Origin of the sequence: Actinotalea soli, assembly GCF_017565425.1 — a bacterium.
Taxonomy (GTDB): domain Bacteria; phylum Actinomycetota; class Actinomycetes; order Actinomycetales; family Cellulomonadaceae; genus Actinotalea; species Actinotalea soli.
In genome coordinates, this window is sequence record NZ_JAGEMK010000002.1 from 287,071 (window position 1) to 303,137 (window position 16,067).

Annotated in this window: 10 protein-coding genes; all 10 read left to right on the forward strand. The window is 71.1% G+C overall.

The window, feature by feature from the left end; translation table 11 throughout:
• Window position 1: 1 nt before the first annotated feature.
• The 10 genes from J4G33_RS05645 (at window position 2) to J4G33_RS05690 (ending at window position 16,065) form a co-directional block, all read left to right on the forward strand.
• The gene (locus J4G33_RS05645) at window positions 2–421 is read left to right on the forward strand and encodes a chemotaxis protein CheW (protein WP_208054952.1); all 420 of its coding nucleotides are present in this window, start codon (window positions 2–4) and stop codon (window positions 419–421) included.
• Window positions 418–2,046, forward strand: coding sequence for a methyl-accepting chemotaxis protein (locus J4G33_RS05650; RefSeq protein ID WP_208054953.1), 1,629 nt, complete (start codon window positions 418–420; stop codon window positions 2,044–2,046). The genes J4G33_RS05645 and J4G33_RS05650 overlap by 4 nt, the downstream gene beginning before the upstream one ends.
• Before the next feature lie 152 nt (window positions 2,047–2,198).
• Complete coding sequence (locus J4G33_RS05655) at window positions 2,199–3,800, forward strand: methyl-accepting chemotaxis protein (protein WP_208054954.1); 1,602 nt, start codon at window positions 2,199–2,201, stop codon at window positions 3,798–3,800.
• A gap of 129 nt (window positions 3,801–3,929) precedes the next feature.
• Window positions 3,930–5,561, forward strand: a complete 1,632-nt coding sequence (locus J4G33_RS05660; protein ID WP_208054955.1) for a methyl-accepting chemotaxis protein — start codon at window positions 3,930–3,932, stop codon at window positions 5,559–5,561.
• A 277-nt stretch (window positions 5,562–5,838) separates the two neighbouring features.
• Entirely contained in the window at window positions 5,839–6,945 is a 1,107-nt protein-coding gene (gene chvE, locus J4G33_RS05665) for a multiple monosaccharide ABC transporter substrate-binding protein (protein WP_307793765.1), read from the forward strand.
• Window positions 6,942–8,597, forward strand: coding sequence for a methyl-accepting chemotaxis protein (locus tag J4G33_RS05670; RefSeq protein WP_208054956.1), 1,656 nt, complete (start codon window positions 6,942–6,944; stop codon window positions 8,595–8,597). Before chvE ends, J4G33_RS05670 begins: the two co-directional genes overlap by 4 nt.
• A gap of 151 nt (window positions 8,598–8,748) precedes the next feature.
• Window positions 8,749–10,398: a methyl-accepting chemotaxis protein gene (locus J4G33_RS05675; protein WP_208054957.1), complete on the forward strand. Its 1,650-nt coding sequence runs from the start codon at window positions 8,749–8,751 to the stop codon at window positions 10,396–10,398.
• 249 nt (window positions 10,399–10,647) lie between these two features.
• The gene (locus J4G33_RS05680; protein WP_208054958.1) at window positions 10,648–12,255 is read left to right on the forward strand and encodes a methyl-accepting chemotaxis protein; all 1,608 of its coding nucleotides are present in this window, start codon (window positions 10,648–10,650) and stop codon (window positions 12,253–12,255) included.
• 221 nt (window positions 12,256–12,476) lie between these two features.
• Window positions 12,477–14,117, forward strand: a complete 1,641-nt coding sequence (locus J4G33_RS05685; protein ID WP_208054959.1) for a methyl-accepting chemotaxis protein — start codon at window positions 12,477–12,479, stop codon at window positions 14,115–14,117.
• A 250-nt stretch (window positions 14,118–14,367) separates the two neighbouring features.
• Complete coding sequence (locus J4G33_RS05690; protein WP_208054960.1) at window positions 14,368–16,065, forward strand: methyl-accepting chemotaxis protein; 1,698 nt, start codon at window positions 14,368–14,370, stop codon at window positions 16,063–16,065.
• Window positions 16,066–16,067: the final 2 nt, after the last annotated feature.

Here is a 16,067-nt window from a genome sequence, read left to right on the forward strand (position 1 = left end):
GATGAGTCGACAGCTGGCGACCTTCGTGCTGGACGGCGCGCACTACGGCGTCGACGTGCTGCACGTCCAGGAGGCCCTGCGCTCGCAGGTCCGTACCCCCGTGCCCGTGGCTCCGCCCGGCATCGCGGGCCTGGTGAACCTGCGCGGCCAGGTGGTCCTGACCGTGGACCTGCGCGTGCGGCTGGGGCTCGAGCCCCTCGCGCCCGACGCCGAGCCGATGATGGTCGTGGTCCAGGTCGACGGGGAGCCGGTGAGCCTCCTGGTCGACGAGATCGGTGACGTGATCGACGTCGAGGACTCGCAGTTCGAGACGCCGCCGGACACCCTCGACGGTGGACTGCGCGACGTCGTGGTCGGGGCCTACAAGCTCGACCGCGGCCTCCTGCTCGCCCTGGACGTCGACGCCGCCACCGCGGCATGAGCGCGTCGGGCGGTGCGCGCGGCGTCCGCCTCGGCCTGCGGGGCCGGATCCTCCTGGTCGGTGCGGTGGGCTTCGGCGCGGCGCTCCTGGTGGGGATCGGGGCCACGTTCTCGAGCCAGGGCCTCATCGCGAACGTCGAGCAGGTCCAGGACCTCGCCGTTGCCCAGGCGGCCGTCCAGGAGGTGCGTGTCTACAACTCTGACGTCACCGGCTGGCAGGTGGCCTATGCGGCTGACGCCCACAAGATCGGTGGGGCCGAGGCCGTCGCGGCGGACAACCTCAACCGGGCGGGCTACCTCGCCTCGGCGGACGGGCTGCGCGCGGCTCTCGCGTCGGTGGACCACTCGGTACTGACCCCGGCCGAGGCCGAGACCATGGCGCAGATCGAGACGCTCTGGGCCGACTTCTTCGTGGCCGACGACGACGTCGCGGCCATGTACGCCCTCGACTCCGACGCGAGCATCGCGGAGGCCGACCGGCAGATCATCGACGTCGTCTACCCGATCTACGACCAGATCGGTGCGCTGACCACTGAGCTCTTGGCCTCCCTCGACGCCCGCAGCGATGCGCTCGTCGCAGCCACCGAGGCGTCGCAGACCGCGGCGATGATGGGTAACGCCCTCGTGGTGCTGCTTGCCGGCACGGTCGTCGTCGTCCTCGCCCTGGTGACCGCTCGTCGGGCGCGGAACTCCCTCGCCGGGGTCCAGCGCACCGCCGAGGCCTTGGCCCGCGGTGACATGACCGTGGCTCCGGGGGTGACGAGTCGTGACGAGATCGGCCATGTCGCGGCCTCCCTCGAGACGGCGCAGGTCGGGCTCCGGGCGATCCTGTCGGGGGTCCGGGAGACCTCGGAGGCGGTTGCGGCTGCCTCGGAGGAGCTGTCGGCGTCGAACGCGCAGGTGGCGAGCGGCTCGGCGGAGACCTCGGCGCAGGCTGGTGTGGTGGCGGCTGCTGCGGAGCAGGTGTCGCGGAACGTGCAGGCGGTGGCTGCGGGTGCCGAGCAGATGGGTGCCTCGATCCGGGAGATCGCTCAGAACGCGAACGAGGCGGCCAAGGTCGCCTCGCAGGCGACCGGTGTGGCTGCCACGACCAACGACACGATCGCCAAGCTGGGGGTCTCCTCCCAGGAGATCGGCAACGTGGTCAAGGTCATCACGACGATTGCTGAGCAGACGAACTTGCTGGCCCTGAACGCCACGATCGAGGCCGCCCGCGCTGGTGAGGCGGGGAAGGGCTTCGCCGTCGTGGCCGGTGAGGTCAAGGAGCTGGCGCAGGAGACGGCTCGGGCCACGGAGGACATCGCGCGTCGGGTGGAGGCCATCCAGGGCGACACCACCGGTGCGGTCGCGGCGATCGGTCAGATCAGCGACATCATCGCCTCGATCAACGACTACCAGCTGACCATCGCCTCGGCCGTCGAGGAGCAGACCGCCACGACCAACGAGATGTCCCGCGGGGTGACCGAGGCTGCCACCGGCTCGGGCGAGATCGCCACGAACATCACCGGTGTGGCCAGCTCTGCGAGCACCACCAGCGAGGTCACCGGGCAGATGGGTTCGGCGACCGACGACCTGGCCCGCATGGCCCAGGACCTGCGCACCCGCATCGGATCCTTCACCTTCTGACCGGGCGCCCGCTCGGGTCGGCAGCACCGACCCAGCGCCAGGTCCTTCGTCCCGAGCCGCGGCCGGGGTGCCCTCACATCGAGGGCACCCCGGCCGATCTGCTGATCGACGTCGCCCCGGCGTCCGCGAGGCCGCACATCTAGGAGCTCTTCATGTCTACCCCCTCGACCGGTCCACGCACGTGGTGGGCCGACCGCGCCGTCCGGACCAAGATCCTGACCTCGGTCGCGGCGATGGCGGTCGCGACCGTGGTCGTGGGCGCGGTGTCCGTCGCGTCCGTGTCCCAGCTCGCGGCGAGCACCGAGGACCTCTACGTCGACGACGTCGTCCCGATGCAGCAGCTGACCGAGATCCAGCGCTCCTACCAGGGGGACCGGGCGCGGGTCATCCAGTACGCGATCGCCGACGACGCCACGCGCGCCGAGCTCGTCAGCGAGCTCGTGGAGCGCGAGGCCGACCTCGACGCGCAGATCGAGACCTACCGCGCCGGTGAGGCCGTGCCCGGCGGGGTCGACGCGATCGTCGCCGCCCTCGACGCCTACTACGCGGCGGCGTACGACGACCTCTTCCCCTTCGCCGACGCGGGGGAGGACGAGGCCTTCGCCAGCTACTTCAACGCCACGATCCGGCCTCTGACCACAGGGGTCGTCGAGGCCATCCAGGTCGAGACGGTCGCGCAGCAGGAGCAGGCCGCGCAGCGGCGTGCTGACAACAACGCCATCGCCAGCTCCGTGGTCCGCGAGGTCGTCATCGCGGGGGTGCTGGGCCTTCTCATCGCGTTCGGCCTGGCCTTCGTGGTCTCGCGCTCGATCTCCCGGCGCCTGGACGCCGTGCAGGCCGGTGTGACCGCCCTGGGCGACGGCGACCTCACCCACACGGTCGAGGTCGCGGGCCGGGACGAGCTCGGGCGCCTCGCGGAGTCCCTCGGCGAGGCCCAGGAGCGTCTGCGCACCCTCGTCTCGGACATGGTCGAGACGGCCCAGACCGTGGCAGCTGCCTCGGAGGAGCTGTCGGCCTCGAACGCGCAGGTGGCCAGCGGATCCTCCGAGACCTCGGCGCAGGCTGGTGTGGTGGCGGCTGCTGCGGAGCAGGTGAGCCGCAACGTGCAGGCGGTGGCTGCTGGTGCGGAGCAGATGGGTGCTTCGATCCGCGAGATCGCGCAGAACGCGAACGAGGCCGCGAAGGTCGCGAGCCAGGCGACGGGTGTGGCGGCGTCGACGAACGAGACGGTCGCCAAGCTGGGCACGAGCTCGCAGGAGATCGGCAACGTGGTGAAGGTCATCACGAGCATCGCCGAGCAGACGAACCTGCTGGCCTTGAACGCCACGATCGAGGCTGCCCGCGCTGGTGAGGCGGGCAAGGGCTTCGCGGTCGTGGCCGGTGAGGTCAAGGAGCTCGCCCAGGAGACTGCGCGGGCGACCGAGGACATCGCTCGTCGGGTGGAGGCCATCCAGGGAGACACCACCGGTGCGGTCGCCGCGATCGGTCAGATCAGCGACATCATCGCCAGCATCAACGACTACCAGCTCACGATCGCCTCGGCGGTCGAGGAGCAGACCGCCACGACGAACGAGATGTCCCGCGGGGTCACCGAGGCCGCGACCGGGTCGGGGGAGATCGCGGTCAACATCACCGGTGTCGCCACCGCAGCGAGCACCACGAGCGAGGTCACCGGCCAGGTCGGCGCCGCGACCGCCGAGCTCGCGCAGATCGCTCAGGACCTGCGCACCAAGGTCGGCGCCTTCCGCGTCTGACCGTTCGGCGTCCGACGGGACCGGATGAAGATCACTCGTCTGCCCGGCCGGGATGCCCTCATCGCGAGGGCATCCCGGCCGATGTCGTCTCCGGCGCCAGGAGGGCGCCCGACCTCGCGAGGAGCACGGATGACTGCGCAGACCGGTGGCCAGGACGGCCCCACCACGACCCCCCGGGGGTCCTGGTTCTCGAACCGCTCGATCCGCACCAAGATCCTGACCTCGGTGGCGACCCTCGCCGTGGTCGCCCTGGGCTCAGGAGCGCTAGCGGTGACGTCGATGGCGGCGACTGCTGCCTCGACGCAGACCGTCGTCGACGTGCAGTCCAGCGTGGGCAAGGACCTCTCGCTCATCGAGGCCGAGGTCAACGAAGCACGTCTGATCATGGCCCAGGTGGTCGGCGCTGCCAGCGGCGGTCAGAAGCGTCAGTGGGCGGACATGATCCCGGAGCAGGACGCCGTGATCGACGACGCCATCACCCGCGTGACCACGTTGGTCGGCGACGCCGAGCCGTCCTGGCCCGTCTTCGTCGAGAACTGGGAGGCCTGGAAGCAGGTCCGCGACACCCGGCTCGTGCCGCCGGCCCTGGCCGGGCAGGTGGGGGTCTACGAGACCGCTCGTCTCGCCGAGGCCCAGCCCTTGATCGATGCTGCTGTCGCCGCCCTCGACGAGTCCGAGGCCGGGCTCGATGCCTACGTCGGTGGCATCGCCAGCGAGGCCGCCAGCACCTCGAGCCGGGCAATCACCGTCTTCGTGAGTCTGCTGCTGGTGGGCGTCGTGGTCGGTGTCGGCGTGGCCCTGCTGGTCACGCGCCAGATCGTCCGCCCGGTCAACGAGGTGGGGGCAGCCCTCGAAGCACTCGCCGCGGGTGACCTCACGGCGAACCTCGACGTCCGCAGCCGTGACGAGGTGGGCCGGATGGCCTCGGCCCTCGTTGCCGCCCAGGGGTCGCTGCGGTCGACCCTGTCCTCCGTCGGTGAGGCTTCGGCCACCATCGCTGCCGCCTCGGAGCAGATGTCGAGCGCGAGCTCGCAGGTCGCCGCGGGGGTCGACGAGACGTCGTCTCAGGCTGGTGTGGTGGCTGCTGCTGCGGAGCAGGTGTCGCGGAACGTTCAGGCTGTTGCTGCTGGTGCGGAGCAGATGGGTGCCTCGATCCGGGAGATCGCCCAGAACGCGAACGAGGCCGCGAAGGTCGCTTCGCAGGCCACGGGTGTGGCGGCGACGACGAACGAGACGGTTACCAAGCTGGGTGTTTCCTCGCAGGAGATCGGCAACGTGGTGAAGGTCATCACCTCGATCGCCGAGCAGACCAACCTGCTGGCGCTGAACGCGACGATCGAGGCTGCCCGCGCCGGTGAGGCCGGCAAGGGTTTCGCGGTCGTCGCGGGTGAGGTCAAGGAGCTGGCGCAGGAGACGGCTCGGGCGACTGAGGACATCGCTCGTCGGGTGGAGGCCATCCAGGGCGACACCACGGGGGCGGTGGCGGCGATCGGTCAGATCAGCGACATCATCGCCTCGATCAACGACTACCAGCTCACGATCGCCAGCGCGGTCGAGGAGCAGACGGCGACCACCAACGAGATGTCCCGCGGGGTGACCGAGGCTGCCGCCGGCTCGGGGGAGATCGCGGTCAACATCACCGGCGTCGCGAGCTCGGCGTCGAGCTCGAGCGAGGTGCTCGGCCAGGTCGGCACCTCGATCGCCGAGCTCGCCCAGATGAGCGCCGACCTGCGGGCCAAGGTCTCGACCTTCCGCTACTGAGGTCCTCGCGTCGGCCCCCCGACGCCGGCGACGCACGCACCAGCGCCCCTGCCCGGACCGGGCAGGGGTGCTCGTGCGTCCGGGCCCTTGGTCCTGAGTGCCCGGTGCGTACCCGTGCCCTGCGACCCGATCGTGACCCTCGGGTCCAGCCGTCCCCCTCATCACGGGGTCGCGGTGGCCGATCCAGCATGTGGTCACCGAGGACCGCCGAGGGTGGGTCGCACCGCTGACCCGTCCTCGAACGCTCCTCCATCGAGCTGTCGAAGGAAGAGGAACCGTGAGCAGAGCAAGGACCGCGGCCGTCGCCGTCGTCGTGGGTGGGCTGGCCGCAGCCCTCGGCGGGTGTGCCGTCGCCGGCGTGGACGAGGGGTCCACCGCGACCCAGCGCGTGGGCGTCGCCATGCCGACCACGACCTCGCTGCGGTGGATCGCCGACGGGGAGAACGTCACCGCCCAGCTGGAGTCCCTCGGCCACGAGGTGGACCTCGTGTACGCCGAGGACGACGTGCCGACCCAGGTCGAGCAGGTCCAGGCGATGGTGGATGCGGGGGTCGACGCCCTGGTGATCGGTGCGATCGACGGGACGGCGCTCAAGGGCGTGCTCGCCGAGGCCGGCGCCGCGGACATCCCGGTGATCTCCTACGACCGCCTGATCCGCGACTCGGCGGACATCGACTACTACGCGACCTTCGACAACGCACGGGTCGGTGTGCAGCAGGCCACCTCGCTGCTCGAAGGGCTCGGCGCGGTCGACGCCAACGGTGAGGACACCGACCAGGACGGCCCGTTCGCGGTCGAGCTGTTCGCCGGCTCCCCGGACGACAACAACGCGACCGTCTTCTACGAGGGCGCGATGAGCGTCCTGCAGCCCTACCTCGACGAGGGGGTGCTCGTCGTCCCCTCGGGGGAAACCGACTTCGCGGCGATCGCGACCCAGGGCTGGAGCGGTGACACCGCAGCCGAGCGCATGCAGACCCTGATGCCTGCCTACGCGGACCTGCGGCTCGACGGCATCCTCTCGCCCTACGACGGCATCAGCCTGGCCCTGCTCGGCGTCACGGCCGAGGCCGGGTACGGCACCTCGGCCCAGCCTTACCCGGTGGTCCCGGGGCAGGATGCGGAGGTCCCCTCCGTGAAGTCCATCATCGCGGGTGAGCAGCACTCCACGATCTACAAGGACACCCGCCAGCTCGCCGAGGTCGCGGTCTCCATGGTCGACGCCCTGCTGCGCGGTGAGGAGCCCGAGACCAACGACGTGACCTCCTACGACAACGGCGTGATGGTCGTGCCCTCGTACCTGCTCGCCCCGCAGGTCGTCACGGCCGAGAACTACCAGCCCGTCCTCGTCGAGAGCGGCTACTACAGCGAGGAGGAGCTCCGGTGAGCGCCCAGCAGAAGGACCAGCACCAGACGTCCACGGACGTCGGGACCGGCACGACGCCGCGGGTCAGGGCGGCGTGGTTCTGGAACCGCCCGGTGGCCGTCAAGGTGGGGGCCGCTGTCGCAGTGCTCGGCCTGGCCTTCGCCGTCGTCGGCGGTCTCGGGGCCGTGGCCCTGGTCCGTGCGGGTGACAACCTCGCGACCATGCAGCGGCTGACCGGAGAGCTGCAGACCTCGATGGCCGAGCTGCGCACCGCGCAGGCCCAGAGCCACCTCCTGGTGCGCCGGGCGGCCTCGGCCCCCGACGACGCCTCGCGCGAGCAGGTGCTGACCTCCTCGGCGTGGAACGACCGCACGGCCGCCGACCTCATCGGTACCGTCAGCAGCTACCCGGAGTCCGACACCCAGCAGTGGGCCGACTTCGTGACCCGGTGGGAGGCCTGGACCGCCTACCGCGACACGACCGTCATGCCCCTCGTGATGGACGGAGACCTCGCCGGCCTCGAGGCCGCGCTGCGTGGCTCGGCCGCGGGCGACCCGGACCACGCGGGCCGGGCGCTGAGCCTGGCCGACAGCCAGATCAGCAACCGGGTCGAGCAGATCATGGCCGACGCACGGGCTGAGATCGCGATGGCCCTCGTGGCCCTCTCGGTGGGCTTCGTGGTGGCCGCCGTGGCCGCGACCCTCCTCGCGGTGCAGGTGACGCGCCGCATCACCCGGGGCCTGCGCTCGGTGAGCGCGAGCCTCGACGCCATGGCCACCGGGGACCTCACCGTGGTCGCCGAGGTGCACGAGTGCGACGAGCTGGGCCAGATGGCCGCCTCCTCCGCGAAGGCCCTCGCCTCGATGCGCGAGACCCTCGGCGGGGTCATCGAGACCGCCGAGACGGTCGCGGCAGCCTCCGAGGAGCTCTCGGCCTCGAACGCCCAGGTCGCGGCGGGGTCGGAGGAGACGAGCGCCCAGGCCGGGGTGGTCGCTGCCGCTGCCGAGCAGGTCAGCCGCAACGTCCAGTCGGTCGCCGCGGGCGCCGAGGAGATGGGTGCGTCGATCCGTGAGATCGCGCAGAACGCCAACGAGGCCGCGAAGGTGGCCGCCCAGGCCGTGGAGTTCTCGCACTCGACGGCGACGACGGTCAGCGAGCTCGGGGCCAGCGCCAAGGAGATCGGCGCGGTGGTCAAGGTCATCACCTCGATCGCCGAGCAGACCAACCTGCTGGCCCTCAACGCGACCATCGAGGCAGCCCGCGCGGGGGAGGCGGGCAAGGGCTTCGCCGTCGTCGCGGGGGAGGTCAAGGACCTGGCACAGGAGTCCGCCCGCGCTGCGGAGGACATCGCCGCGCGGATCGCGACCAACCAGAACCAGACGGCCTCGGCCGTCGCGGCCATCGGCGAGATCTCCACGATCATCGCCGCGATCAACGACTACCAGCTCACGATCGCCTCGGCGGTCGAGGAGCAGACCGCGACCACCAACGAGATGAGCCGCGGGGTCGCCGAGGCCGCGACCGGCTCGGGGGAGATCGCGATCAACATCACCGGGGTCGCGAGCTCGGCCTCGACCTCGAGCGAGGTCGTGGCCCAGATGCAGGACGCGATGGGCGAGCTCGCCCGCATGGCGGCCGACCTGCGCGGACGCGTCTCGGGGTTCACGTACTGAGGTGATCCGGGCGCCGTGGGGCGCCGAGGGACGACGAGGCGGTGGAACCGGGTGACATCGGTTACCACCGCCTTGTCGCATCTCACAAGCCGCCGTCCGGGGCCGATGAGAGAGGCAGTCCCCCTCAACGAACAGCTTCGAAGGAGCCCCGATGTCCAGCACGTCCTCGTCTTCCGCCACCGTTGCGGATCGCACCCCTCGGCGTGGGTTCCGCCGCCTCACCGACCTGGGGGTGGCGACCAAGGTGCTCGCCGTCGTCGGGGTGCTCGCGCTGACCTCGATCGTCGCGGGCGTGGTCGCGGACACGAACCTGCGAGGGGTGGCCGCGGACGCTGAGAGCCTCGCCGACATCCAGGTGGGTCTCAGCACCAACATCGCTCTCGTGCACCAGGAGGAGCTCAAGGCGCGCATGCTCATCGCCCAGGTCGCCGCCGCGGCGAGCGAGCAGCAGCGCCAGGAGTGGATCGGCCGCATCGACGATACCGATGCCGACCTCGAGACCGCCGCCACCGATGTCACGACGGCGCTGGACGCCGCCGACGCGCGGATGCCCGAGTGGGACAGCTTCCTGGCCAACTGGGAGGCGTGGAAGGCCGTCCGTGACCAGCAGATGATTCCCGCCGCGCTCGCGGAGGACCGGGTGACCTTCGAGGAGGTTCGGCTCGCCGAGGGGCAGCCCCTCATCGATGCCTTCGTGGCCGACCTCGAGTTCGTCGAGGACGGTCTGGCTGGCTACATCGGCATGGTGGCGGCCGAGGCACAGGCGACGGCGACCCAGGCGCGCATCATGAGCCTCGCCGCGATCCTCATCGGCCTCGCGATCGCCATCCCGCTCGGCGTCGTCGTCGCGCGCAGCATCGCCCGCTCGGTGGGCAAGGTGAAGGTCTCGCTGGACGCCCTCGCTCAGGGGGACCTGACCGTGGCGCCCGGGGTGGACTCGCAGGACGAGATCGGTCAGATGGCGCAGAGCCTGGTGACGGCCCAGACCTCCCTGCGGGGGATCCTGTCGGGGGTGGCTGAGGCGTCGCAGACGATCGCTGCTGCCTCGGAGGAGCTGTCGGCCTCGGGGTCGCAGGTCTCGGCGGGTTCGCAGGAGACCTCGGCGCAGGCCGGTGTGGTGGCGGCTGCGGCGGAGCAGGTGTCGCGGAACGTGCAGGCTGTTGCTGCGGGTGCTGAGCAGATGGGTGCTTCGATCCGGGAGATCGCGCAGAACGCGAACGAGGCGGCCAAGGTCGCGAGCCAGGCGACTGGGGTCGCTGCCACGACGAACGAGACCGTGGCCAAGCTGGGGGTCTCGTCCCAGGAGATCGGGAACGTGGTGAAGGTGATCACGAGCATCGCCGAGCAGACGAACCTGCTGGCCCTGAACGCCACGATCGAGGCCGCCCGCGCCGGTGAGGCCGGCAAGGGCTTCGCCGTCGTCGCGGGTGAGGTCAAGGAGCTGGCGCAGGAGACTGCGCGGGCGACCGAGGACATCGCTCGTCGGGTGGAGGCCATCCAGGGCGACACCACCGGTGCGGTCGCGGCGATCGGTCAGATCAGCGACATCATCGCCAGCATCAACGACTACCAGCTCACGATCGCCAGCGCGGTCGAGGAGCAGACCGCCACGACGAACGAGATGTCCCGCGGGGTCACCGAGGCCGCGACCGGCTCGGGCGAGATCGCCACGAACATCACCGGCGTCGCGTCCTCGGCGCAGACCTCGACCGAGGTCCTGGGGCAGATGGGCTCGGCGATCTCCGAGCTCGCCCAGATGAGCGCCGACCTGAGGACCCGGGTCTCGGCCTTCACCTACTGAGGACCGTCACCGACTGTCAGGACCACCGCAGGGAGCCCGTGCCGGGCACCCTGACACCCGCAGGGCCCCGCGTCTCCGTTCGGAGGGCGGGGCCCTGCGCCGTGCGCCCGCCGAGCAGCGCGCCTCGGGGCGCTCTGTGGCACTCCTCACGCGCCTGGGGCGGCGGGGCGCTCAACCCCCCGGCCACCGGACCGATGGAGGGGATGACAACCGCCCGGCTCGTGCCGGACGTCCGATGTGAGGAGCAGCATGCCCGAGAACACCACGTCCGCAGGGACCCGGCGTCGAGGGCGCCTGTCCGACGCCTCCGTCGGTCGCCGCATCGGCGCGTCCTTCGCGATGCTCGTCCTCCTCCTGGCGGTCGTGACCGCGGTCGGAGCGGGGTCGATGCGTCAGGTCGGGGACAACGCGGCGAACCTCAACGAGACCGCGATCACCCCCCAGGTGCACCTGAACGACACCCAGCGCTGGTTCCAGGCCAGCCGAGCTCGGGTGCTCGAGTACGGGCTCGTGGCCCCCGCGGACCGCGCCGGCATCCTCGACGACATGGCCGGCTTCGACGCCGACGCTCTCGCGGCCATCGCCGCGTACGAGCCGTTCGTCACCGACGCGGTGGCCTACTCGGCCCTCGAGGAGGCCTACACCCAGTACCAGGAGAGCGCCGCGGCCATCCAGCCCCTCGTCGAGGACGGCCCGACCGTCTACCACGACGCCTACGTCGCAGACGTCCGTCCGCTCACCTCCGCGGTCGGCGACGCGCTCCAGGGCGTGATCGACTCGGTGGACCTCGCCGCTGACGAGGTGATCGCCGAGTCCGACGCCGAGGTCGCCCAGGCCACCGCCGTGATGATCGGGATCGGCGTCGTGGGGGTTGCCCTCGCGATCGTTCTCGGCCTGGCGCTCTCGCGCGGGATCGTGGGACGGCTGCGGCCGATGCAGGAGGCCCTCGAGGCCCTGGGCGAGGGTGACCTGACCCGCGAGGCGAGGGTCGACGGACGCGACGAGATCGGTCAGATGGCTGACAGCCTGCGCACGGCCCAGACCTCCCTGCGGGGGATCTTGTCGGGGGTGGCTGAGGCGTCGCAGACGATCGCTGCTGCCTCGGAGGAGCTGTCGGCCTCGGGGTCGCAGGTCTCGGCGGGTTCGCAGGAGACCTCGGCGCAGGCCGGTGTGGTGGCGGCTGCGGCGGAGCAGGTGTCGCGGAACGTGCAGGCTGTTGCTGCTGGTGCTGAGCAGATGGGTGCTTCGATCCGGGAGATCGCGCAGAACGCGAACGAGGCGGCGAAGGTCGCCTCGCAGGCGACCGGTGTGGCTGCCACGACGAACGAGACCGTGGCCAAGCTGGGGGTCTCGTCTCAGGAGATCGGCAACGTGGTGAAGGTGATCACCTCGATCGCCGAGCAGACGAACCTGCTGGCCCTGAACGCCACGATCGAGGCCGCGCGGGCCGGTGAGGCGGGCAAGGGCTTCGCCGTCGTCGCGGGTGAGGTGAAGGAGCTGGCGCAGGAGACCGCGCGGGCGACCGAGGACATCGCTCGCCGGGTGGAGGCCATCCAGGGCGACACCACGGGGGCGGTGGCGGCGATCGGTCAGATCAGCGACATCATCGCCAGCATCAACGACTACCAGCTCACGATCGCCTCGGCGGTCGAGGAGCAGACCGCCACGACGAACGAGATGTCCCGCGGGGTCACCGAGGCAGCGACCGGGTCGGGGGAGATCGCCACGAACATCACCGGCGTCGCGTCCTCGGCGCAGACCTCGACCGAGGTCCTGGGGCAGATGGGCTCGGCGATCTCCGAGCTCGCGGAGATGAGCGCCGACCTGAGGACCCGGGTCTCGGCCTTCACCTACTGACGCAGGACGGGTGGGGGCCTGGCCCCCGTGCCGGGGAGGCCTGGCCCCACCCGCGCCGACACTTCTCGATACACACCCGTATCCCATGCGTCCCTGTATCGAACGCCTTGTCGCATTTCACCCGTGCGCGGCAGGGTTCGGCTCACAAGCCTGCAGCGCTCGCCGATGGGAAGTGCACGTCCGCCGGGCCCTCGCCGGCGCCAGTGATGAAGGAGCTTCCCATGACCACGACCACCAGCGCCGCCCAGGCAGGCGCCCCCGCTGCGCCTGCGACGCATGGTTCGTGGTTCGGGAACCTCAAGATCCGTACCAAGATCCTGAGCGTCATCGGCATCCTCGCCGCTTCGGCGGCCGTGACCGGTGTCGTGTCGATCGTCCACCTTCAGGACTTGGACGGGTACACGGGAGAGCTCGCCTACATCAACAGCGAGGTAGGACGCCCGGTCCAGCTGGTCCACCAGAACCAGCTCAAGGCCCGCATGATCATCGCCCAGGTCGCCGCGGCGGACACCGACGCCCAGAAGCAGTCCTGGCTGGACTCCCAGGCGGAGAACGACGCGGAGATCGCCGGGGACATCGCCCTCGTCGAGGCTCAGGCGGACGCCATGTCGGAGAACTGGCAGGTCTTCACGACGGGGTGGGCCGAGTGGCTCGACATCCGCGACAGCAAGCTGGTCCCCGCGGCCCTCGCGGGGGACGCGGCCACCTTCCAGGAGGTGCTGATCAACGAGGCTGAGCCTGCGAAGAACGCCTACCTCGACGGCCTCGACGCGATCGCCGAGGAGATCATGACCGAGACGGACAGCGTCACGGAGGGTGCGCACGCCGAGGCCCGCGAGGCGACCACCCTGGTGATCGGCCTCCTCGTCGCCTCGTTCATCGGTGTCGTGCTCCTCGGCTTCTTCCTCGCCCGCTCGATCCGCAACGGCATCAGCACGGTCAAGGACTCCCTGGACGCCCTGGCCGAGGGGGACCTGACGGTGGTCCCCGCGGTGAGCAGCCGCGACGAGATCGGTCAGATGGCCGACAGTCTGGTGACGGCCCAGACCTCGCTGCGAGCCATCTTGTCGGGGGTGGCTGAGGCGTCGCAGACGATCGCTGCTGCCTCGGAGGAGCTGTCGGCCTCGGGGTCGCAGGTCTCTGCCGGGTCGCAGGAGACCTCGGCGCAGGCCGGTGTGGTGGCGGCTGCTGCGGAGCAGGTGTCGCGGAACGTGCAGGCTGTTGCTGCTGGTGCTGAGCAGATGGGTGCTTCGATCCGGGAGATCGCGCAGAACGCGAACGAGGCGGCGAAGGTCGCCTCGCAGGCCACGGGTGTGGCGGCGTCGACGAACGAGACGGTCGCCAAGCTGGGCACCTCCAGCCAGGAGATCGGCAACGTGGTGAAGGTGATCACCTCGATCGCCGAGCAGACGAACCTGCTGGCCCTGAACGCCACGATCGAGGCCGCGCGGGCCGGTGAGGCGGGCAAGGGCTTCGCCGTCGTCGCGGGTGAGGTGAAGGAGCTGGCGCAGGAGACCGCGCGGGCGACCGAGGACATCGCTCGCCGGGTGGAGGCCATCCAGGGCGACACCACGGGGGCGGTCGCGGCGATCGGTCAGATCAGCGACATCATCGCCAGCATCAACGACTACCAGCTCACGATCGCCTCGGCGGTCGAGGAGCAGACCGCCACGACGAACGAGATGTCCCGCGGGGTCACCGAGGCAGCGACCGGGTCGGGGGAGATCGCCACGAACATCACCGGCGTCGCGTCCTCGGCGCAGACCTCGACCGAGGTCCTGGGGCAGATGGGCTCGGCGATCTCCGAGCTCGCGGAGATGAGCGCCGACCTGAGGACCCGGGTCTCGGCCTTCACCTACTGAGACCAGCGGGGCTCCCGACCCCGCGCAGCGACCACGGCCCGGCCCCGACCCCCGGGGGCCGGGCCGTCCTGCGTCCGCACGCACGGTGCGGGCCGCCCCCGGGCATGATCACCCGTTCGCCAGCCGTTGATCTTCGCAGAACGGTCACATCCCGAGCCCCGGCGTCGATGGCACACGGGAGAGGGAGGCCCAGGCCGCTCCGCGTCCGGCCCTGCCCTCAGCTGCACTCGCGACGACGCTAGGGGTAGTCATGCTGATGAAGGGCCGCCGACGCTCGGGGACGCGCGGGATCGATGTCGACCCTGCCCCCGAGAACCCTGGCGCGCGTGACGAGCTCCGCGAGCCCACGCCGCGGCGCCGTCTCGGCTCGTGGTTCGCCGACCTGTCGATCCTGGTCAAGATCCTGGCCCTCGTGGCGATCTTCGCCGTGGTCGGCGTCGGGCTCGGGGTCCGGGCGGCCTCGGGCATGCAGGAGCTGGCCGGCGGGACCGCCGAGCTCTCACGCATGCAGCAGGAGCTCGCCCAGCCCATCACCCGGATCCGTGAGGACCAGGCGCACAGCACCGGCATCGTGGCGCAGGTCGCGGCCGCCGAGTCCGAGGGGCTGCGGGGACCCTGGCTGGCGCGCCTGGACACCACCGACGCCCGGGTCGAGGAGTCGATCGCCGCGGTCGAGGCTGCCGGGGGCGCCGAGCTCGAGGGCTGGTCAGAGTTCGTCGAGGCCCGTGCCCAGTGGGTCCAGGTGCGCGACACCGAGCTGCTGCCTGCCGCCCGCGGCGACGACCAGGGTGCCTACGAGCGGGTGCTCGGCATCTCGGCCGAGCCGCTCACCTTGCGCTACCAGAACGCCCTGGACCAGGTGCTCGCCGACCTGACCGTCCGCATGGACGCCATGGCTGACGCCGCCGCGGCCCGGGCTGCGCTGAGCCTGCGCATCATCAGCGCCACGGTCGGCATCGCGGTGCTCATCGTGATCATCTACGGCGTGTCCACCGCCCGCTCGATCCGGCGGTCGGTCAGCAGCGTCCAGCGCTCCCTCGAGGCGATGGCCGACGGTGACCTGACGGTCCCGGCCGACGTGTCCACCCGCGACGAGATCGGGCGTATGGCCACGGCCCTCACGACCGCCCAGGCCTCGTTGCGTGCGACCCTCGCCGGGGTCGTCGAGCGGGCCGCCGCTCTGGACGGCACCTCGCGCGAGATGGCCTCCTCGGCCCACGAGGTCTCCTCGGGGGCGGCCGACCAGCAGGTCCGCACCGAGATGGTGGCCGCGTCGGCCGAGGAGGTCAGCCGGAACGTCCAGTCCGTGGCCGCCGGCACCGAGCAGATGGGCGCCTCGATCCGGGAGATCGCCCAGAGCGCCGACGACGCCGCGACCGTCGCGAACGAGGCGGTGGCCCTCTCGGGCAAGGCCTCGACGACCGTGGCAGACCTGGGAGCGAGCTCGGCCGAGATCGGCGACGTGGTCAAGGTCATCACCTCGATCGCGGGTCAGACGAACCTCCTCGCCCTCAACGCGACCATCGAGGCCGCGCGGGCCGGTGAGGCGGGCAAGGGCTTCGCCGTCGTCGCGGGGGAGGTCAAGGAGCTCGCGCAGGAGTCCGCCCGCGCCGCGGAGGACATCGCCCAGCGCATCGCGGGGAACGCCGAGCGCACCGAGGCCGCCATCACCGCCATCGAGGACATCACCCAGGTGGTCAACCGCATCAGCGACTACCAGACCACCATCGCCAGCGCGGTCGAGGAGCAGACGGCGACCACCGCCGAGATGGCCCGCTCGATCACCGAGGCGGCCACCGGATCGACCGAGATCGCGGGGACCATCGCCGAGGTCGCGGGCGGGGCGAGGGCCTCCTCGGAGCACGCCGAGCACATGGGCGGCCGGTCCGACGACGTCGCGACGATGGCGGCCCAGCTCCGTGAGCAGGTCGGTCGTTTTCGGTTCTGAGA

Coding starts and splice junctions, on each gene's coding strand:
- J4G33_RS05645 (WP_208054952.1), top strand. CDS start 2: ATGAGTCGACAGCTGGCGACCTTCGTGCTGGACGGCGCGCACTACGGC.
- J4G33_RS05650 (WP_208054953.1), top strand. CDS start 418: ATGAGCGCGTCGGGCGGTGCGCGCGGCGTCCGCCTCGGCCTGCGGGGC.
- J4G33_RS05655 (WP_208054954.1), top strand. CDS start 2,199: ATGTCTACCCCCTCGACCGGTCCACGCACGTGGTGGGCCGACCGCGCC.
- J4G33_RS05660 (WP_208054955.1), top strand. CDS start 3,930: ATGACTGCGCAGACCGGTGGCCAGGACGGCCCCACCACGACCCCCCGG.
- J4G33_RS05675 (WP_208054957.1), top strand. CDS start 8,749: ATGTCCAGCACGTCCTCGTCTTCCGCCACCGTTGCGGATCGCACCCCT.
- J4G33_RS05680 (WP_208054958.1), top strand. CDS start 10,648: ATGCCCGAGAACACCACGTCCGCAGGGACCCGGCGTCGAGGGCGCCTG.
- J4G33_RS05685 (WP_208054959.1), top strand. CDS start 12,477: ATGACCACGACCACCAGCGCCGCCCAGGCAGGCGCCCCCGCTGCGCCT.
- J4G33_RS05690 (WP_208054960.1), top strand. CDS start 14,368: ATGCTGATGAAGGGCCGCCGACGCTCGGGGACGCGCGGGATCGATGTC.